This is a genomic window from Hymenobacter sp. HDW8 (assembly GCF_011305775.1).
Taxonomy (GTDB): Bacteria; Bacteroidota; Bacteroidia; order Cytophagales; family Hymenobacteraceae; genus Hymenobacter; species Hymenobacter radiodurans.
This window is the reverse complement of record NZ_CP049907.1, coordinates 3792816-3813500: the sequence shown is the minus strand read 5'-3', so window position 1 is coordinate 3813500 and position 20685 is coordinate 3792816. Positions and strand designations below refer to the sequence as shown.

The following is a 20685-nucleotide window of genomic DNA, read 5'->3' as shown; positions in this document are numbered from 1 at the left end:
AAAACCGCTGTAGTAGTCGAGGTGTATAAGATGCCTGACAGGAAATTGACAGACGAAGTAAGTGGTTATTAATTTAAGTAAAACAGCTACTGCGTTTGTAATACTATTTAAGGTGCAACATCGACCTCATAAGTGTTTTTTACTACATACAATGGACGGTTGCGAGAGGCATCCAGTCCGCGCCAAACATATTCGCCTATTATTCCTAGCGCAATCATTTGAAAAGCCGACACAAATAATACAACGACCATTAAGGTTGTCCAGCCAGTGGGCGCCTGGGGGGCAAAAATATTCAGACCGATAACGTACAAACCGTAGAGCAGGGCAATTATGCCCAGTAAAAGACCTACGACTGAAATAGCTCGAATAGGGAAATAGGAGAAGGCAAGCAGAGAATCGATAAACAATTTTATCTTTTTCTGTAACGTCCAGCGCGACTTGCCCACTTCACGCTTACGGCGCACATACGGGATATTCACATATGGATATCCCAGCCACACCATGAGGTAAAACACATTGCTGTTGCGCTCGTGCATCTTTAATACCTCTTCGGCTACCTGACGATCGAAAAAGACGAAGTCGAAGCCGCCCTCGGGTATGTTGCTCAGGGCTAAATGCTTCATCAACCAGTGGAAAGTCTCGGCAAATGTTTTTGCTAACCCCGTTTCCTGCCGGTCCTGCCTATTACCGATGACTAGCTTAAAACCCTTTAACCAGTGGCCATACATTTGCACCATCAGCTCCGGCGGGTCCTGCATATCAGCGGTAATAACAGCCATACAGTCACCCGTTGCGTGAGCCATGCCGGCTACAATAGCATTATATGACCCCACATTGCCCGCAAGCTCCACTACCCGGATTCGATCGGGGTATTGACCGCGAGCTTCCAGTAATACCTCTAGTGTACGGTCGCCAGAGCCATCGTCTACAAATACATACTCAAATTCGACTTCAGTGGGAAAACGGGCCTCATTGGCAACCAATTCTCGCACTGTAATCGGAATATTCTCCTCATTGTAATAACAAGGAACGATGACAGATAGCTTGGGCATTCAGGGACGAAAAAACGGTAATTATTTAACAATTTAATCACCGTGGAAAGACAAGATATGACTACTACCTCCTAGTTTGAAGCCTAATTTCTCGCACGTGCGGAATACAGCTCGATTAGTTGCTTGCGTAGTCATCAAAACAGCCTTATCGCCTTTTTCACGAGCTCGGTGTATGGTTTCAGCTACAAGCTTTAAGTGCCATCCCCGATTTTGAGGTCCTACAGCCGTGAGAACCACTCTGGACATGCCGAACCCTGTTGCAGCTGAATCCTCTTTTAAATCACTGATTGCCAGAAAGGATTGAATAGGCAAACCGGGCTCGTCGGGCACAAGCACAGCATCGCAATAACCGCGAACGGCAGCGCTTGCATAACGCGCCAAAAAAGCATCGGCACGATCAGCTCCAAACCAAGGATCGGCATGAAACCGATCATAATCATTGCGATTCTCAGCAGATATGCGAGCAATCTGTGCTTCTTCTTCTGACTTAGCTAACCGTACCGGATAGCGCTCCTCATTGAATGATTCGAGGTTGTCACGAAAGAAGTGCAAACGTGTTTCAACTAGACGCCATCCACTAGATGTCAACGTTTGCAATAGCATGCTATCCTCGCTTGGCACTTCACTAAAACAATAGTAGGGCCCGGATGCTGCTAAGTGCTTTTCAAAAGCTTTAATAGTTTCCAACCGGTCTGTTGGGGGGCTTTTTTCAGAGAAGAGCCCTGTCAACAATCTATATGTGGGGACGGCAAAAAACTGCGTGTCCCAAGGCAAATCACTATATAACAGCTGACCTAAGCGATGCGTAAAAATGTTGTTATGAGTTGATTCATCAACAAACCTTGCTGCTCTGCCAACCCCAAATAGCTCTTGTTGGCGCTCAACGGAAACTAAGTTGCGAAGGGAAATATAGGGCGAATAGAATGCTAATAGTGAAGCTCGTTGCGCAAGTAAAGCTTGGTTTACGCCTTCCATATTCTGCGAAATTGCTCATACTCACGTATGTAGTCTTTCTCGTCGTAAGGCTGAGAAGCGAAAACCAATTGCACAGCTGAATGCGAATACTGCATTGTATGCCAGGCATTTGGTGGCACATACAGACCCATATAGGGATCTTCTAAGCGATACACTTCAATTGTTCCATCCGACATTTCTGTCGTCACGGTAATACGCCCAGCAGCCGCCACGAGCACCTGTTCGGTCAAATGATGCGCGTGACGGCCACGGACGATGCTCTCTGGAGTGTAATAGGTCCAAAATGTCCGTTTTACCTCAAAAGGAATAGGACGCAGTTGTTCTGTTACTGATATAAACCCAATAGTAGAGTCTCCTATTTTAGGAAACTCTATTAAATAAGGCTTCATCATGTGCAAGACCTAAACCTTGTCTTTGAAATACTCCAGCGTCCGGCGTAATCCTTCAGCCCGATCAACTTTCGGCTCCCAACCCAAAATCTCCTTGGCTTTTGTGATATCAGGCCGGCGTTTCATGGGGTCATTCTCAGGCAAGGCCTGATACGTTGGTTTAAATTCAACGCCCGTCAGCTTTGCAATTTCCTCCCCAAATTCCTTGATCGTGATTTCTGACGGATTACCAATATTCACTGGCAGTGGGTAATCAGATAGTAGCAAGCGATAAATGCCTTCTACTAAATCATCGACATAGCAGAAAGAACGCGTCTGCGAGCCATCACCAAACACAGTTAGGTTTTCGCCTCTTAGCGCTTGTGAGAGGAACGCTGGTAATACACGGCCGTCATTGAGTCGCATGCGAGGGCCATAAGTATTGAAAATACGAATAATACGCGTTTCCAGTCCATGATGTGTATGATACGCCATAGTAATTGCTTCCTGAAAGCGCTTGGCTTCGTCGTAGCAACCGCGCGGACCTACTGGGTTCACATTACCGAAGTATTCTTCTACTTGTGGATGAACCTCAGGGTCACCATACACCTCTGACGTGCTAGCAATTAGAATGCGTGCATTTTTAACGCGAGCCAGTCCTAATAGATTATGCGTACCCAATGACCCAACCTTCAAAGTTTGGATTGGAATCTTGAGATAGTCGATTGGTGAAGCGGGCGAGGCAAAATGCAGGATGTAATCTAGTTTGCCTGGCACAAACACATACTTGGACACATCGTGATGGTGAAACTCGAAAGCTTCCTGTCCAAACAAATGCTCGATATTGGATAAGTCACCCGTAATGAGGTTATCCATGGCTATGACATGGTACCCTTCCGCCAAAAATCGGTCACAAAGGTGAGAGCCCAAAAATCCGGCACCGCCAGTAATGAGTATGCGTTTCTTATCAGACATGCGTGCTAAATAATATGGTGCTTGGGTATGTATGTTGATGAATGCTACGCCTGAACTACTTGCTGCTTGTGGTTGGCTCGAATGCCAATGCAATGGTAAGTGAAGCCAATCTCGCTTAGCTCTTTCGCATCATAGATATTACGACCGTCGAATATGGCTTTTTGCTTCATCAAGCGACCCAGAACTTCGAAATTGGGTGAGCGAAACTCTGGCCATTCCGTTACGATAAGCAGGGCATCAGCATCAATCAGTGCATCAAATTGGTCCTTAGCATACGTGATACGGTCGCCCAACGAGTGCTTCGCCTCTTTGATAGCAACTGGGTCGTAGGCCGATACTGTGCAGCCAGCTTCCAATAAGCGCTCAATAATCACCAAAGAAGGAGCCTCCCGCATATCATCGGTCTTGGGCTTGAAGGAAAGGCCCCAAATGGCCATCTTCTTACCTTGCAGATCGCCGCCGAAGTGCTTATTCACTTTGTCGAATAGTACTGACTTCTGCGCCTCATTGACATTCTCGACAGCTTTTAGCACCTGCATCTCATAGCCATTTTCAGCGGCTGTTTTGATGAGTGCCTTTACGTCTTTCGGGAAGCAAGAGCCGCCGTAGCCAATACCTGGATAGATGAACTTAGTACCGATACGAGCGTCAGAGCCAATACCCTGGCGAACTTTGTTCACATCGGCGCCCATAATTTCACATAGGTTGGCGATGTCGTTCATAAACGAAATTTTAGTCGCTAGCATGGAGTTAGCGGCATATTTTGTCATTTCAGCCGAGGGAATATCCATGAAGATGATAGGATGGCCATTGAGCAGAAAGGGCTTATACAGTTTGGTCATTACCTCTTCCGCACGCTCGGACGCTACACCAACTACGATACGGTCGGGCTTCAGGAAGTCGTCGATGGCGGCTCCTTCCTTCAGGAATTCGGGGTTAGATGCTACATCAAAATCAATATTCTCACCGCGCTTTTCTAGTGCTTTTTCGATTTCGGCACGCACTTTCGCTGCCGTACCAACGGGCACCGTGCTCTTAGTGACGATAACCCCGTAGCTGTTCATATGCTCACCAATACCACGGGCTACTGCCAGCACGTACTTCAGATCAGCAGAGCCATCTTCGCCGGGGGGCGTTCCTACCGCAATAAAGGCTACGTCGGCATCGTGAATGCTCTCGGCGAGGCTGGTAGAAAAGTGCAGACGGCCTTTCTCTACATTTCGCGAAACCATTTCCTCCAAGCCAGGCTCATAAATAGGTAGAATGCCTTTCTTGAGGTTATCAATCTTTTTCTGGTCGATATCAATGCATGTAACATCAATGCCAACTTCGGCGAAGCAAGTGCCTGTAACCAGACCTACGTAACCGGTGCCTACTACTGCAATTTTCATAGTGTATGAAAGCGTAAGAAAATTCTGAGTTTATGATTTTATATTGAGGGGCAACACTGGGGGAAAATTAGCCCATCATCCATTTTTTCCACCAATGCTGGAACACAATGAGGGCCCAAATACGAGCATGAATATCACCAGGGTTACTAGAAAACAACTGCGTCTTGAGCGCACGTACGGCGTCTACGTCAAAAACGCCCTGAGATTCAATAAAATCGTCAGAAAGTAGATCATCGGTTATTAGAGGACGCAACTCATTGCGAAACCACTTAAGCAACGGCACTTCAAAGCCATGCTTCGGACGCTTATATAGTTCCGGCGGTAACATTGGGCGGAAAGCATCCTGCACGATGCGCTTTTTCATGTTCGCGTTGATCTTGCTTTCAACGGGAAGAGAAAAAGCAAAATTGACTACTTTATAATCCAGAAATGGCGTCCGTACTTCCAGCGAGTTTGCCATACTCATCATGTCCACTTTTGTGAGCATGTCATTTGGTAGCACCAAGTTCATATCAGTGAGCAGCACCTCGTTCAAGTCACCATCTGCATGTAAGTGCTGAAGCACGTCACGCCGACGCTTTTCGGCCAGCTTCTTCCCTACTTTACGCCGTGATGCCTGGCTTAGCAAGTTTCGAGCGTCGCGCTCGCTCACAAAGGAGGCCCAGTCCCAATAGCGGTCTTTTGGGCCGCTAAGCATGCCACGGGAGAAGCGCTGAAACTGACGGATACGATTGCCAAAAAACGAATTGCGCGATTTGGGCAGAATATCCCATAAGAAGTCGAGGCCAGCAACAGCCTCGGCTTTAAAGCCACCATTCCTGATCTGAAACTCGCCCATGTGCTTGTTGTAGCCAGCAAAAAGCTCGTCAGCACCATCACCAGATAAAGCAACAGTCACTTTTTCGCGCGTGCGCTTACTGAGGATATACACTGCTAGCGCTGAAGAGTCGGCGAAGGGCTCATCGATATACTCTAGTACATCAAAGATGTGATCGTAGAGGTCCTGATTCGTTAGGGAAAAGACCGTATGATTTGTCTGGTGCATTTTGGCTACCAGATTGGCATACTTCGTTTCATCAAAGAAGGGTTCGTCCCGGAAACCTATGCTGAAGGTATTCAGGTGAGGCGTATGGCGAGCAGCGAGAGCGGTAATAGCGGAAGAATCGATGCCACCGCTTAAGAAAGAGCCTAATGGCACGTCAGCAACCAAACGGCGTGCTACGGCATCGTCCATCAATTCCAGCAGTTTCTTTTGCTGCTCCTCGTAGCTGAGCTTATTCTTCTGCGTCTTTTTAGGATCGTAGGGAATCCGATACCACGCTTTGCCGACTACCTTTTGGCCTTTGACATACAAATAATGGCCGGGCAGCAATTTCTTGACACCTTTGAAGATAGTAGCCGGGCCAGGAATGTAGTTGAGCTGCAAGTAGTGGCTCAAGGCCACATAATCCATCTTGCGCGGCACTCCCAAAGCTAACAGCGACTTCATTTCGGAGGCAAAGAACAACTTGTCCTCGTCGCGGTAAACCAGCAAGGGCTTAACCCCCATTCGGTCGCGGGCGATGAACAGCGAATCTTCCTCTTTGTCGTAAATAGCTAAGGCGAAAAAGCCGTTGAGCTTTTTCAGGCAGCTGCGCCCTTCTGTGATATATAAGCGCAAGATAACTTCCGTATCAGTTTGGGAATGAAACTGATGCCCCTTACGAATAAGGCGCTGTCGTAGCTCGCGAAAGTTAAATATCTCACCATTGAAGACAATCGTGTACCGCCCCGACTCATCAGTCATAGGCTGATTGCCGTCGCAGGAAAGGTCAAGAATGGCAAGCCGGCGAAAGCCGAGGCCTACGTTGTCGTATACATAATGCCCTTGCGAATCAGGCCCACGGCTGATAATGGCATCAGTTGAGGCTGGCAATGCGGCTAGCGAATTGCGACCAGCGTCGGAGAAAGCGAATATTCCAGTAATTCCACACATAATAGGCGGGCAAAAGTACAAACTATAAAGACGTGTGCCCAAAAAAGTAGCCGCAAGCATCTGCAACCAAAGCCGTGCCACGGTAGTACACAGCTTAGCTTACTGCTTTTTCCCACTCATTTTTGCCATGAACCTTCAGCAGCAAATGGACTTACAGCAACAATTCGAAGCCGCCGTCTCTCGCGTAGACAACCTGCCCGGCGACCAGGCCGCACCGCATATGACCGAACTCTATGGCTTATATAAACAAGCAACCGAGGGCGACCACGATACCAAAGGCGAAGTAGTGGGCGACGATAGCCCCGACAATCCTAGTGGCACACCTGGCATGTCGCAGGCACAGTGGGACTCGTGGAGCAAGTTTAAAGGTGTAAGCGAGGACGATGCGAAACGTCACTATATAGAAAAGGTGAATGAAATAGCAGGTCCGGTTGGCGAGCAAACTTCCGTTATAACTGGGGCAGGGCAGCCAGCAACTGGTTCGCAGGTAAACCCTGAAAATACGACTCCCTCCCAGCAGCCTGGCACAGGCCCTGGCATTTCTACTGGCGGCCTGCGCGGTGATATTACAGCTGGTGCTCCGTATGGCGGCGAAGACAAGCTGAAGGGCGACCAAGAATCTGTTTGAAGCCTACACTGACGCCAGCCTGTAAGCCGGGTAACTAGTCAGTTTTTAATTAAGACTATCAAAAAAGCCCCCCAGATTCTATCTGGGGGCTTTTTTGATGAGTGCTTTAGAAAATCTTGCCAGGGTTCATGATACCATGCGGGTCGAATACGCTTTTTATACCGCGCATCAAGTTCAGCTGCGCTTCTCCCAGCGCGATGCCGATGTAGGGCTTTTGCACCAGCCCAATGCCATGCTCACCCGAGATGGTGCCTCCCAGTTTCACACAAAGTTGAAATATCTCCCGGATCGGCTCGGCCAAGCCCTTGTGCCACATAGCATCATCAAGGTCGCCACGAATGATATTTACGTGCAGATTGCCATCGCCAGCGTGGCCATAGCATACCGAAGTAAATCCGTAGCGTTGCCCAATCTCTTTTACTCCTTTCAATAATGTGGGCAATTCGGCGCGGGGAACTACGGTATCTTCCTCCTTATACACAGAGTTGTAGCGAACGGCATTCCCCACGTTGCGACGTATTTTCCAGAGTTCCTCTTTCTGGGTAGCGGTGTCAGCAAGTAGTATTTCGCCGATGTCATACTTTTCCAGTACGCCATATACTAGCTCAGCATCTTTGTACAACTGATCTAATTCATTACCATCCAGCTCAATAAGTAAGTGCGCGGTGATGTCGGGGGGCAAATTCAGCGGAATATTCAGGTAGCGCGCCGACCACTCAATGGCCTCACGCTCCATAAACTCCATTCCGGAAGGCACGATACCAGCCCGAAATATTTCTGATACTGCAGCGGCGGCTTGCGTCTGGTCGCGAAAAGGCACGAGCAACACGATATCCTGTTTCGGGTGCGGAATAAGCCGAAACACAACGCGCGTGATAATGCCCAGCGTACCCTCCGACCCTACCATCAGCTGAGTCAGGTTGTAGCCGGTAGCGTTTTTCAGAACATTAGCTCCCGTCCAGATAATATCACCGGTAGGCAGAACTACCTGCAAATTGAGCACATAGTCCTTGGTCACGCCATACTTTACGGCCTTCGGACCGCCGCTGCTTTGGCTCAAATTGCCCCCCAGAAAGCAACTACCCTTGCTGGCTGGGTCAGGCGGGTAGAACAAGCCTTTCGCCTGTACTGCCTCCTGAAACACTTGGTTGATAACGCCCGGCTCGACAGTAGCCTGCAGGTTTCGCTCGTCGATTTCAATAATTTTATTGAGACGCTCTGTGCTTAGCACCACACCATGATGTATAGGCAAAGCGCCACCACTCAGCCCAGTGCCCGCACCGCGCGGCGTGACAGGAATGTGGTGCTGATGGCACAAACGAACAATCTGGCTGATCTCTTCAGCGTTAGCCGGACGTAATACAACGTCAGGAGCATAATGCAGATCCTCTGTGTGGTCGCGGCCATAATCGGCGTAGGCATCAGCAGTAGCAGCGGCTTCAGCGCGTTGAGCCGTAAAAAGGTGTGCGGGGCCCACGATGGCCTCAAAAGCCACCAGTAATTCGGGGGTGAGCGGTTGAAAATTCATCGAAATTTGAAAGCAAATGACTGATTCGAGTATCTTTGCGCCAATGCAGAAACACCCTACGAAGGTACATGTTTCGAGACAGTATAGCCGCCTAATCGCTATGCTGCTACTAATGACGCTGGTGTGGCTGGCTAGTTGCGGCGGCGCAAAAAAAGTAAACTACCGTAACGGGCGCTATTACTCAGCCCGTGAAATGGCCCGGATAAAGGCCGCTGAACGGCGCAAAGGCGGTTCTAAAACAAAGAGTAAATATGCTTCGTCCCGAGGAAAGACGAAGGTAGTAGCTAAGCGTGGTGCCCGACGGAAGCTGCCTGCCAATATCAGCCGAGAGTTGGCCACTGTTATCCAAACGGCGCGTTCATACGAGGGCACTCCCTATAAATGGGGCGGTACAACCCGTCTAGGCATGGATTGCTCAGGACTTCTCGCTACTTCGTTTAGTGCTATCAACGTCGATATTCCGCGTTCTTCTAATGAGCAGGCAGAATGGGGTATTCCAGTTCGTTCTCAAGAACTGCAGGTAGGTGATCTAGTATTTTTTGGTGCTTCACCCGGTAGCAACCGCATCACGCACGTTGGCTTAGTAACAGAAGCCACAGCCGAAAGTGTGCAGTTTATTCACGCTTCTAGCTCTTTAGGGGTTACTGAGAACAGTTTAGATACTGATTACTACCTCAGCAGATTTATTAAGGCTGTCAGACCCAAGTTGTGAAATTGCCTTCTACCTTTGCGGCCGCAAATTGGATCTATCAACTTTTGGTAGAATAGTTAATGATTCGATAATGCATAGCTACAAAGTCATCAGTACTTTTGTAGCGCCGTCGTCTGGCTTCTTCTTTTTTCACCTTTTTTTCTCTCTATGAAACAGTTACGTTTACGCTACTTGCTGTTGTTTCTGCTTAGCGTCTGTACAGCGAGGCTGGGTTGGGCGCAGGGCGTTACCACATCAGCTATGACCGGTATTATTACCGATCAAACTGGTGCAGGGCTGCCCGGAGCAACAGTTATTGCTGTTCACACACCTACCAACACGCAGTATGTAGCTCCTACTAATGCTGAGGGACGCTTCAACCTACAAAACATGCGTGTAGGTGGTCCTTATAACGTGCGTGTTACGTTCATTGGCTACCAAGAAGCTGTACGGGAGAACATCACTTTAACTTTGGGTCAGGTACTGCGCCTAGACGTAAACTTGAGTGAAGCTACCACCCAACTGGCTGGTGTAGTTGTGACGGGCGAAGATTCGCGCTCCGTACTCAGCGGTGGCCGCGCCGGTTCTACTACTAACATCAGTACCGAAGAAATTCAGCGTCTACCTACTATCACGCGTAACCTAAACGATTTCACTCGTTTGACGCCTCAGGCTTCATCTACTTCCTCCGGCTCTATTGGAGGTGGTAACTTCCGTCAAAATAACATTACCATTGACGGTTCTGACTTCAACAACAACTTCGGTATTGGAGGCAACCTGCCCGCTGGTGGTAACCCTATCTCACTGGATGCTGTGTCGGAAATCACAGTAAACGTAACGCCTTTCGACGTGCGTCAGTCAGGCTTCATTGGTAGCGCCGTGAATGCCGTAACCCGCTCCGGGACTAATGATTTCTCCGGCTCAGTTTATACTTACTGGAGAAATGACAAGCTACAAGGAAATGAAGTAGGCGACGAAACATTTACAAAGCAAAAGTTGGAAGAAAAGCAATACGGCTTTCGGTTAGGCGGTCCCATTATTAAGGATAAGCTTTTCTTCTTTGTTAATGCCGAAAAGCTGGATAGAACTAGCCCTGGTCAGCAAAGCGTAGTTTCTTCAGCGGAGCAACCTTATGGTGTTGCTGGTACGCCCGCCAACGTTGTGCGTCCCACTGCTGCTCAATTAGATGAATTCAGCAATTATCTGCGAGATACTTATAACTACGAGACCGGACCCTACTCTGGTTACTCCTTCCAAACCGACCGTACTACCCTTTTAGGACGTCTTGACTGGAATATCAGCACCAACCACCGGCTTACTGTTCGTTACAACCAAGTAGAGAGCAAGTCACCAAGCTTTGTTAGTGGCTCTAGAAGCCCTTTAGGTAACTTTCAGTTCGGTGCTAACGCTCGTACCAGCAACCTTGCTTTGTGGTATAAGAACTCTAATTACTATCAGGAACAGAACTTTTACTCACTGGCTGTTGAAGCGAACTCTACTTTTGGAGGCAAGTTTTTCAATACGTTACGGGCTACTTACACTAATCAGAATGATCCCCGTAGCTCAGATAGCGAAGTTTTCCCATTCGTAGATATCTTGGATGGTAGTCCTGGCACTACTGGTAATCCTATCACTTCTTTCGGATACGAACCATTCACGTATGGCAACCTACGCGATGTACAAACCTATTCGGTTGTTGACTTTGTGAACTTCACAGCAGGTATTCACAATCTCACGGCTGGCTTCCAATTCGATCTGCAAAACACCAAGAACGGCTTCCAGCGCTTTGCCACTAGCTACTATACTTTCAGCTCGTGGGATGATTTCAAAAATGGCGCGAAGCCCCGTGATTTCGCTCTTACCTATTCATTGCTACCTGGTTTTGAGCAGGCCTTCCCTCGCTTTCAAACAGCTCAGGGTTCCGTGTATGCTCAAGACGAAATTAACGTAACCGATAAGTTGCGTATAACTGCAGGTTTAAGAGCTGAGTTGAACTCATATTTGGATGTAAAAGAGATTCAAACACATCCAATTGTAGCAAGCCTAGCATTTGCTAACGGTGAGCAGATCGACACAGGCATATTGCCTAAGAACCGCGTATTATGGTCACCTCGCTTAGGTTTCAATTATGATGTAAAAGGTGATCGCACACTACAAGTACGTGGTGGCAGCGGCCTTTTCGCTGGCCGTGTTCCCACGGTATGGATTGTATCTCAGTCTGGTGACGCTGGTATGATTCAGTTGACTACTACCTCTTCAGGTAACGATACTCCTGGTCCATTTAACCCGGATCCAGCAGCTTACCGTCCAGATACTCCTCCAGCAGCTGGTACCCAAGTACCAGGTACAATTAGTGCAACTGATCGTGATTTCAAAAATCCACAGACTTGGAAGAGCAGCTTAGCTGTTGATGCTCAATTGCCTTTTGGCATTGTAGGTACCTTGGAAGGTATTTATAACAAAGACCTCACCGTAGCACTGGGCCGTAACCCCAACTTAGTAGAAGCGCAGCCGCTAAACATCGCTGGTTACCCAGATAATCGGCCGATCTATCCAAATGCTGTTTTCAACAAGTTTATTAATCCGCTAACTCCAGGTAGTGCTACCCCTAGTGCTACTAACCCGGGCCCAAACCAGCCAGTAGCTAATGGTAACCCCTTAGGTACACAAGCCTTCAATACTGTTGTTCTAGACAATGGAACAAAGGGCTATTACTGGTCAGTAGCAGGCAAACTAGAAAAGCGCTTTGAAGGAGGCTTATTTGCTTCGGTTGCGTATGTACGCAGCAACGCTGAAGTTTTGTTTGATGGCGGCGGCGACCAATTGTTGAATACTTGGTCGAACACCCAAATCGTTAATAACTCGAACAACCCCGAGCTGAGCTACGCTAACTACGTTGTACCTCATCGTGTAATCGGCTCTTTGTCTTATCGTAAGGAGTACCTTGGCCACTTAGGAACCACCATTTCATTGTTCTATGAAGGTTCTACCCAAGGTCGCTTTTCTTATGCTTACGGAGGTGACTTCAACCGCGATGGTCAGACTTCAAATGATCTGATCTATATACCGAAAGATGGTTCGGAGATCGACTTCTCTGACTTCAACTACGGTACTACTGCGGCGCCTAACAACGTGAGTGGAGCCCGCCAGGAAGACTTATTTTTCCAGTACATCGAGCAGGATGACTATTTGAGAAGCCGCAAGGGCCAATACGCTGAACGCAACGGTGCAAAGTTTCCATGGCGTCATCAAGTAGACGTGAAGCTTGCGCAGGATCTTTTCATGGACCTTGGCGGCAAGCGTAACACTTTACAATTTACGCTTGACATTTTCAATGTAGGAAACCTGCTCAATGAGAATTGGGGCGTATTCAAGTCTGTTAACAATGCTTCTATCTTGGTTCCAACTAACGTGACAACCAATAATACCACGGTTAATCCAGGTGGAACAACTCGCCCAACTTTCCGTTTGGCTACAGACCGCAATCAGCCTATTACTTCCACTTTCAGAAATAATAACTCGCTGACATCAACTTACTTCATGCAGTTTGGCTTGCGCTACATCTTCAACTAAGCTAAGCTATTACTTGATTTAGAAAGCGGCCGGAGAAATTCTCCGGCCGCTTTTTTTGGGTAGCAATGGAAAAGATTTGCCAAAAAAAGCCCCCCAGCCTTGCAGAATCCGAAACGCGCCGTACTTTTGTCCCACCAAACGCGGAAGGTGAATGGCATAACACAAATGGGGGATTAGCTCAGCTGGCTAGAGCGCTTGCATGGCATGCAAGAGGTCATCGGTTCGACTCCGATATTCTCCACTCAAACAAGAGGCCCGGCTTATCCAGCTGGGCCTTTTGTTTGGACTTCAGATTCCGTAAGCAACTGAGCGTTGCTGTTCAGTAGGCATCAAGTCTTAAGTCAGAAAAAAGCCTCCCAGACATATTCTGGGGGGCTTTTTCTTTACTTATTATTGCACCTTACACAAACAACCCTTCTACAGACAGATACCGCTCGCCGGTGTCATAGCAAAACGTGAGCACGCGGCTGCCTTGGGGCATTTCGGCAAGCTTTTGAGCTACGGCGGCCAAAGAGGCCCCAGACGAAACACCCACAAAAATCCCTTCCTCGCGGGCTGCACGACGTGCCATATCGAAGGCGGCTTGTTGACTTACCTGGATGGTGCCGTCCAGAATATTCGTGTGCAAGTTATTAGGAATGAAGCCGGCGCCGATGCCTTGAATAGGATGCGGGCCAGGGGCACCGCCACTAATAACCGGCGACAATTCAGGCTCCACGGCGAAGGTCAGCATCTTCGGAAATAATGGCTTAAGCACCTCCGTCACAGCGGTAATATGCCCCCCGTGCCAACTCCCGTGATGTGATAGTCGAAGCCTTCGGGCGCGTCGCGCAGAATTTCCTGAGCGGTTGTTTCAGCGTGCACTTTAATATTGGCGGGGTTATCAAACTGCATAGGGATCCAGGCGCCAGGGGTGTTTTGCACGATTTCATTGGCTTTTTCAATAGCGCCTTTCATGCCTTTCTCGCGCGGTGTCAGCTCCAGGTTCGCGCCATACGCTGTCATCAGACGACGGCGCTCAATCGACATTGATTCGGGCATCACCAAGGTAAGTTTGTAGCCTTTTACGGCCGCTACCATAGCCAGACCGACGCCAGTATTGCCGGAAGTAGGCTCAACAATCAAGCTATCGGGCTTGAGAATACCATCTTTTTCGGCCTGCTCAATCATGGAAAGGGCAATACGGTCTTTGATGCTGCCGCCGGGATTAGCGCGTTCCACCTTCATCCAGACTTCCACATCGGGGCGGTTGGCAAAAAGGCGATTGATACGCAGTAAGGGAGTATTGCCGATGGTGTCGAGAATGGTATTTGCTTTCATTTTCAGATGTGTGTAGGTAGATGTAAGAGACTAATTATCAGGGACAAGCCACCAGAAACAATGTTGGCTTGTCTATTCGTAATTCATATGGAAAAGGAAATATCCGCACTGGGATCTTCGGTGCGGGTCACATGGAGCTGTGCTTTATGATAAACGCGGGAATGGGAAGGGACGCTATCGGTCAGCCAGACGTTGCCGCCGATAATGCTGTGGCTACCCACCACCGTACTGCCCCCAGGATGGTTGCATTGGCATACACCACTACGTTATCCTCAATAGTTGGATGGCGCTTAATGCCTTGCAGCTGTTTGGCCACGCTCAGGGCGCCCAGCGTAACCCCCTGAAATATTTTGACATGGGCCCCGATGACTGCCGTCTCACCTATCACAATGCCGGTGCCGTGGTCAATACAAAAGGAAGAACCAATACGGGCGCCAGGATGAATATCAATGCCGGTGCGGGTGTGGGCGTACTCACCGAGCAGCCGGGGCACGCGAGGAACCGCTAACTGATGCAGCGCATGAGCCAGCCGATGCAATGCGATGGCGTAAAAACCCGGATACGTGGATACTACCTCGGCTACCCCCTGCGCGGCAGGGTCGGCGGCCACAATGGCATTCGCATCGAGCAGCAACAACTCCCGCAGGTGCGGGAGCTGCGCGCCTAAGGCAGATGCTACGGCCTCAGGCGCCTGAAGCGACAGAATAGGGCGAAGCAAGGCCGTTAGGTCGGCACGGAGGTGGCTCAACGTGGCCGCTACAGCATCGGCGCTGGATAATTGGCGGTCGGCACGCTCAGGGAATAACAAAGACAATAGCTGGTCGGCCCAATGACAAAAGGCGTGCGCTGGCAATGGAACGGTGGCTTGTTGGTGTGCTAAAGCCAGCGTCTGAACAAATTCTTCGTACATAAAGAGTATGCGTAAAGGCGCTACATGCCTGCTCTGGAGCAGCTTGACAGGCCCATTGGGCCTAAGATAACGTCATTTGAAGTAGCAGCAACAATCGGTAGTAGCGAAGGTTTGGGGCAGCTACACCCAGACAACCGCAACACTGCCTTGCTCGTTATGAAAGCACAACCTCCGACACTTCACTCCAAAACACCCCATTTATGTCCGATTCCACCATCATCAAAGTCGATTCTCAGCACTCGCCCAAAGGCAACGACGGGGAAAAGTACCTCGCTTCAGGCAAGAACATATCTATGCGCCTCTGGGAAAATGAGCAGCCCAGCGACGACAAAGAGCCCGTATCGCGGCCTTATGAAACAGTAGGCTATGTGATTAGTGGCCGCGCCGAGCTACACTCTGAGGGCCAAGTAGTCATACTGGAGCCCGGCAACTCTTGGGTAGTGCCCAAAGGCTCCTCGCACACGTACAAAATTCTGGAAGCCTTCACGGCAGTAGAAGCTACCACTCCTCCCTACCAAGTGCACGGCCGCGAAGACAAGCAGGCCTAAGGCCGCACTTCCTTCACCGCAAAAAAGCCCCCAGTCAGCTCGCAGTAATCTGTAAGCTGACTGGGGGGCTTTTTTATAAAGCTAAGTGCTAGCGTACTAGCTCAATACGGTCAATTTTATCACCGATCTCCAGTCGGCTTACTACATCGAGCCCACCGACAACCTGAGCAAAAATTGTGTAGCGGCCATCGAGGTGGGGCGTGGGGGCGTGAGTGATAAACCACTGGCAGCTTTCGGTGTCTTTGCCAGCTGAGGCCAGCCCAACGGCCCCCGCGCCATAGCGCAGGTCAGCAAATTCGGAGCGAAGGTTATAGTCGGTGCTGCCCCAGCCATCACCGCGCGGACATCCTCCCTGAGCCACAAAGTTGGGCACGACCCGATGGAAGTTCTTGCCGTTGTAAAAACCTTTCTCAAGCAGCTCCACGAAGTTGGCCACCGAGCCCGGCGCTGCTTCCACCAGCAACTGAAAAACAATATCGCCTTTACTTGTGTGCACGATAGCCCGCTGCCCTGTAGGAATCCTACTTATCGTTGTCCAGTTTATTGGGTGCGCCACGATGGAGGACGAGGTTACCAGCGGCGTGGGGGTCTTTTTAGTTAGATAATCAATCGTCTGCTGCAAAGATTGCCAGGCTTCGAGGTCGCGGGGCATGGTGAGCTTGTCGCGGGCCTGGGTTAGAAAGTCGATAGAGGTCAGCAGCGGCTGCACATTCAGCTTGGGGTCTCGGATGGCTTCGGCAGCGAGGCCCATAACGGCTACATCACCGCTGCCCACAGCCCGCTGCAACAGCAAGGCAAAAGCCGGATACTGGGCTTCTGGAAAGTCGGGTAAGCGCCGCATAGCTACCAGCGCCTCCATACCATACGTCCCGATAAGGACCGGCTGCTGGGGGCAAATGTGGCCGCAGAAACGAATTCGTAAGCACTCGGGTCTTCGCCTAACGCTTTTAATAAATAGCCTTTCTCATACGGATCGGTGGCGGCGGTGTAGCGTTCCTGCACGGCTCCACGAATAGCTTGTTGGCCTTCTCCCCGCTGTTTGAGGGCAGCGGCTAGCAACGTTGCCCGCACCCGCCACGGTTGTAGCTTATTGGCTTTCTCCAGAAATAGCGTACCCGGCTCTTGGGCAGCATGAGTCAGAAAAAACTCTGCCGCCGTTAGCGCCACCTGATCATTTTTATCCGTTAGGGCCGCCCATGCTGCTTCTTTTACGGGCACATACATGGCTGCATTCATCGCCCGTAGCGCACTCACGCGCACCTGATATTCGGGGTCGCGGCGTGTGATAGCGGCCAAAACGCTGGGCACGGATGGTGCTTCGGCCGCTTTGCTCAAGGCAGAAGTAGCGGCACTTCGCACAGCATAAGCCGGATCGGCCTGGGCTACTCTGGCGAGGGCAACGGCATACAATGTCAGATCGAGGCCGCGGGAACGAGCCAGAGCGTTGGTTGCAGCCAGGCGCGCTCCATGCGGATTAGGCAACTCTATCAGCTGCATGAGCCGAGCTACGGCCGCGTCAGAAGTAATGCCACGCAATCCAGCCCGATACAGCCCCCAAGCCTGACCCGTAATGCTAGCGGTATCGGAGGCCAGACTGGGAGGCAAACGCAGCAGGGTGTTTAGCTCATTGCGGGTGAGACAGCGGCCGAGGGCTTCGAGAATAGTGCGGCGCGCGGCCGGGTCGGGCTCGGCAGCTATACGCTGTTGCAGTGCCGGGGTAGCGCTACTATCAGCCGTCTGGCCGAGGGCAAACGCTGCTGCGCGGCGCACACCCGGATTAGTATCGCTGAGGCAGGTAACTAAAGCGGAGGTGGCGGCTTTGTCCTGCACTGAGGCGAAAGCCAAGGCTGCCTCACGCCGATGCGTAGCGTCGGGCCGTCTCAGATACGGCAGCAGCAACGCCGTTTGGCGAGCATCCTGCGCGGTTGCAATTCGCCGCAGGGCCGTGTCAGCCGTGAATTTATTGATAGCAGTAGCCGAGCCTGTACTTGGCGCGCTGGGGCGCGGCGTGGTACAAGCGCCCAGCCAACTGCTCAGGCAGCCAAAAGCGAGCAGTTTGGTGAGGCGGAAAAGGAAGAGTGGATGGGTCATCGATGGCCAAAATAGCCAAAATATGACGCTGACGCTAGCGTACTCGCTAAGCATTTGTTAGTGAATACACTACAGTTCAAAACAGGCTCTATCACTGCGCTAGCCCAGCGATGGATTTCTTTATTCTGCAATAAAGCAGCCCACGGCCTCGGTCCGTGACTTGGCCACTGGCTTACCAGTAGTAATAGCGGCTAGGGCATCGCGTAGTTCCTGTTCCGTCACAACAGTACGGCGCTGGCCGAGACGCACGTAGCTATTGTCAATGCGGCCCTGGTAAAGTATGGTACGACCATCGGCCGAGGCCACTACTACCTCCGGGGTGATGCGGGCCTGAAAACAATGCGTAAGCTGCTTTTTGCTATCTATTTTCAGCGGAAAAGGCACCTTGTAGGTGCGGCCAAACGCGGCAATATCGGCCGGGGATGTTTGCTGATCAGGAAACAAGCCGACAAACTGTACGCCTTGCGAAGCATACGCAGCATACAAGTTGCGCAACGCTAATGTAGCCTGTTGGCTAATTGGGCAGGTTTCGGCCAGAAATACGTAGACTGTGGCCACCTGCTTCGGACTTCGGCCTGGGTTTTGGCTAAACACTGGCAGTGTGGTCACGAAAAAGCTCACTAAAGCAAGCGTCCCTACCAGCCACCATTTTACACGAATCATATTCCTTTAGCTTAAGGTGCGCTATTGTACATGAGCCATACTACCCATTGCAAGTAATAGTCAGTTGACAAACGGAAGGTTCGCTGGCAGTCATTTATTTCTAACTGCCAAGTATTGATCTACTCTAATCCGGTGCTTCTAGGCAGCACATGCGGCCGGTTGGAATCGGTGGTGGCCGAAAGCCCTGGGCCAGCGTGGAGCCGCGCATTTCCAGCTCAATTTCCGGGCAAGTAGCGCAGGGCAACGGGGCATTCCAACACTGAATCCCGACCTGCGGTACGCGAACCAATAAGCCCTTGCTCGGTTTCAGAAGCAGCGTAGGCACCGCGGGAGCCGCCGCAGGCCACAGCAGGCGCTGCGCGAAAGTCTGGGGCTGCGTGCGTAACTGGTACACTGGGTCGCGCAGGGAATGAAGGCCCCACGCCAGAGTCAGCAACACCGGCAACCACGCAATGGCTCCGCTACGCGGCCGCGTTGGGACAAGATTCAACCAAGGCCACAAGCCAGCAATCAGCAGAAAACCAACACCGAAGCGGTAGTCAGGTGCCGCCCAGAACCAAAAAACGCCCCCCAGCCACGCGGTTAGCCAGCCTGCGGCCCACCCTGTCTCCTGGGAAGAGAATTTGCGCCAACGTATTATCGCCGGCACCACAGAGCCAGCAGCCAGCAACATGACGCCCTGCATAAAATTGCTTTGCGTAAGCCACCAATGCGGCACCCATTGGGCTAGCGCTTGGTGGGGCGGCAAACAAGTGGGGTGCGTTGTCCACTGACCCACGTTTGTAATCATGTATTGCTCTTTTTGAACTGAGGCCAGTGGAATCTTCCAATCAACTGTGATCCAATCGAGAGCAGCGACGGGATAAATGAGGTAGCCCGACAAGAGGACACCGCGCACTAGCCAGGGCGTGAGCATACAGCATACAACCCCCGCCACTAGTAACCAATGGCCACGAGTCATGGCGCGTCGGCTGGACCAAAGGCTGTGCAAGGGCAGCAGCAACGCCGGCAACGCCGAGAGTTTTACCGTAACAGCCAACAGAACAACCAGCCCTACCAATACAGTATCAGCATCGAAGCGGTGGCCGTTGCCTAGCTCCCACTTACGAGCGTAGCGCAGGAAGGCAAAAATTAACAGCACGGGCAGCACGTAGTCGGGCGTTGGCGACGACAGCCAAATCTGAAAGCTCCAGAGCAGCAAAAAGAAAAGCAGCGGCAGTGCCCACGCCTCCCGCAAGCCACGCCTCACTCCTATCATTGCCCGCACCATCGCTCCCAACAACAACACATACAAAAAGCCCCCAGCCCATACATAGCGCCCACCGGGCTGCCATAACGAAACAAGGACAGCAACGGAAACCAGCTGGAATTGAAGGCTAGTCGCCCATGCAAGTTGCCCAGTCCTGGCACCGTTGGGTACTCATTCAGCCATTTTAAGGTCTGAAAATGATACAGCCCGGAGTCGAAATTGGCGGGGACTACGGTACTCTGGTGGAGTAATCGGATGCCGAGCACGCCCAGAATGGCGAGGCTAGCCAGGAGTGAATAGCGGTTATTGGGATGCTTAACTGCTTGCCAGCCTTGTCGGAAATCGGCTGATATTTCTGTGCGTTGCGCCACCATCAGAGCCAGAACACTAGCCGCAACCACCAGTTGAATACTCGTGCTGATAGCCCAGCTCAGCGAAATGCCCCCCACAACTGGCGCCAGCACACATAGGCCCAACAAACTGAGCCATTCCAACGGCAGTGCTTCCTCGGTGCCAGGTACCCCTTTGCTTCGCAGCCAACTCCACGCAGTTCGCCCCACCACCGTTGTTACGGCAGCAGTTATCAACCAGGAAAGCAACAGGGTCAACATTGGGGGCAAATATGCCAGGATGCGATGATAAACCAGCAGTCGCTCCTAAATCTGCGGGCGAAAGAATCATTCTGGTACTATAGTTCGATTAGTTAGGCTTCCGGCCTGATTTTGGCGCTGGGGGGCTTTATCACCAA

15 protein-coding genes, 1 tRNA gene and 2 pseudogenes are annotated in these 20685 nt (G+C 50.8%); 5 read left to right on the top strand and 13 right to left on the bottom strand.

Going from position 1 to position 20685, the window contains the following annotated elements:
• Positions 1 to 107: 107 nt before the first annotated feature.
• The 6 genes from G7064_RS16300 to asnB form a co-directional block, all read right to left on the bottom strand.
• Positions 108 to 1052, bottom strand: a complete 945-nt coding sequence (locus G7064_RS16300; protein ID WP_166074412.1) for a glycosyltransferase family 2 protein — start codon at positions 1050 to 1052, stop codon at positions 108 to 110.
• Positions 1053 to 1085: 33 nt separating this feature from the next.
• Positions 1086 to 2027 carry a hypothetical protein gene (locus G7064_RS16295; RefSeq protein ID WP_166074411.1) on the bottom strand — a complete coding sequence of 314 codons (942 nt, stop codon included), beginning with the start codon at positions 2025 to 2027 and terminating at the stop codon, positions 1086 to 1088.
• Positions 2015 to 2419 carry a sugar 3,4-ketoisomerase gene (locus G7064_RS16290; RefSeq protein ID WP_133273829.1) on the bottom strand — a complete coding sequence of 135 codons (405 nt, stop codon included), beginning with the start codon at positions 2417 to 2419 and terminating at the stop codon, positions 2015 to 2017. Before G7064_RS16290 ends, G7064_RS16295 begins: the two co-directional genes overlap by 13 nt.
• 9 nt (positions 2420 to 2428) lie before the next feature.
• Positions 2429 to 3370 (bottom strand): UDP-glucuronic acid decarboxylase family protein, encoded by a 942-nt coding sequence (locus G7064_RS16285; protein ID WP_133273830.1) that lies wholly within the window; start codon positions 3368 to 3370, stop codon positions 2429 to 2431.
• Positions 3371 to 3414: 44 nt separating this feature from the next.
• Complete coding sequence (locus G7064_RS16280; RefSeq protein ID WP_166074410.1) at positions 3415 to 4761, bottom strand: UDP-glucose dehydrogenase family protein; 1347 nt, start codon at positions 4759 to 4761, stop codon at positions 3415 to 3417.
• 67 nt (positions 4762 to 4828) lie between these two features.
• Positions 4829 to 6736, bottom strand: a complete 1908-nt coding sequence (gene asnB / locus G7064_RS16275) for an asparagine synthase (glutamine-hydrolyzing) (RefSeq protein ID WP_166074409.1) — start codon at positions 6734 to 6736, stop codon at positions 4829 to 4831.
• A gap of 34 nt (positions 6737 to 6770) precedes the next feature.
• Here asnB and G7064_RS16270 point away from each other — a divergent pair, with 34 nt between their 5' ends.
• Positions 6771 to 7364, top strand: coding sequence for an acyl-CoA-binding protein (locus tag G7064_RS16270; RefSeq protein WP_166074408.1), 594 nt, complete (start codon positions 6771 to 6773; stop codon positions 7362 to 7364).
• 106 nt (positions 7365 to 7470) lie between these two features.
• Here the strand turns inward: G7064_RS16270 and G7064_RS16265 are convergent, their stop codons facing one another.
• A complete protein-coding gene (locus G7064_RS16265; RefSeq protein WP_166074407.1) occupies positions 7471 to 8892 on the bottom strand; it encodes an FAD-binding oxidoreductase in 1422 nt (473 codons plus the stop codon).
• A 100-nt stretch (positions 8893 to 8992) separates the two neighbouring features.
• On the opposite strand from G7064_RS16265, the gene G7064_RS16260 reads away from it, so the two are divergent.
• The 3 genes from G7064_RS16260 to G7064_RS16250 all read left to right on the top strand — a co-directional run bounded on the left by G7064_RS16260 (position 8993) and on the right by G7064_RS16250 (position 13397).
• Positions 8993 to 9604: a C40 family peptidase gene (locus G7064_RS16260; RefSeq protein ID WP_240935542.1), complete on the top strand. Its 612-nt coding sequence runs from the start codon at positions 8993 to 8995 to the stop codon at positions 9602 to 9604.
• A 147-nt stretch (positions 9605 to 9751) separates the two neighbouring features.
• Positions 9752 to 13156 carry a carboxypeptidase regulatory-like domain-containing protein gene (locus tag G7064_RS16255; RefSeq protein WP_133273835.1) on the top strand — a complete coding sequence of 1135 codons (3405 nt, stop codon included), beginning with the start codon at positions 9752 to 9754 and terminating at the stop codon, positions 13154 to 13156.
• Between the two features lie 167 nt (positions 13157 to 13323).
• Positions 13324 to 13397 (top strand) — tRNA-Ala (locus G7064_RS16250).
• A gap of 159 nt (positions 13398 to 13556) precedes the next feature.
• Here the strand turns inward: G7064_RS16250 and cysK are convergent.
• A pseudogene (gene cysK / locus G7064_RS16245) lies at positions 13557 to 14476 on the bottom strand (cysteine synthase A).
• Between the two features lie 181 nt (positions 14477 to 14657).
• Positions 14658 to 15386 carry a serine O-acetyltransferase gene (locus G7064_RS16240; RefSeq protein ID WP_410505504.1) on the bottom strand — a complete coding sequence of 243 codons (729 nt, stop codon included), beginning with the start codon at positions 15384 to 15386 and terminating at the stop codon, positions 14658 to 14660.
• A gap of 200 nt (positions 15387 to 15586) precedes the next feature.
• Here G7064_RS16240 and G7064_RS16235 point away from each other — a divergent pair, with 200 nt between their 5' ends.
• Complete coding sequence (locus G7064_RS16235) at positions 15587 to 15934, top strand: cupin domain-containing protein (protein ID WP_166074406.1); 348 nt, start codon at positions 15587 to 15589, stop codon at positions 15932 to 15934.
• An 88-nt stretch (positions 15935 to 16022) separates the two neighbouring features.
• Here the strand turns inward: G7064_RS16235 and G7064_RS16230 are convergent, their stop codons facing one another.
• The 4 genes and pseudogenes from G7064_RS16230 to G7064_RS16215 form a co-directional block, all read right to left on the bottom strand.
• On the bottom strand, positions 16023 to 16793 hold the full coding sequence (locus G7064_RS16230; RefSeq protein WP_205711131.1) for a peptidylprolyl isomerase: 771 nt from the start codon (positions 16791 to 16793) through the stop codon (positions 16023 to 16025).
• Positions 16778 to 18025 (bottom strand): HEAT repeat domain-containing protein, encoded by a 1248-nt coding sequence (locus G7064_RS16225; protein ID WP_166074405.1) that lies wholly within the window; start codon positions 18023 to 18025, stop codon positions 16778 to 16780. The genes G7064_RS16230 and G7064_RS16225 overlap by 16 nt, the downstream gene beginning before the upstream one ends.
• Positions 18026 to 18145: 120 nt before the next feature.
• Positions 18146 to 18688, bottom strand: a complete 543-nt coding sequence (locus tag G7064_RS16220) for a redoxin domain-containing protein (RefSeq protein WP_166074404.1) — start codon at positions 18686 to 18688, stop codon at positions 18146 to 18148.
• Positions 18689 to 18812: 124 nt separating this feature from the next.
• Positions 18813 to 20548 (bottom strand): annotated as a pseudogene (locus G7064_RS16215) (LIC_10190 family membrane protein).
• Positions 20549 to 20685: the final 137 nt, after the last annotated feature.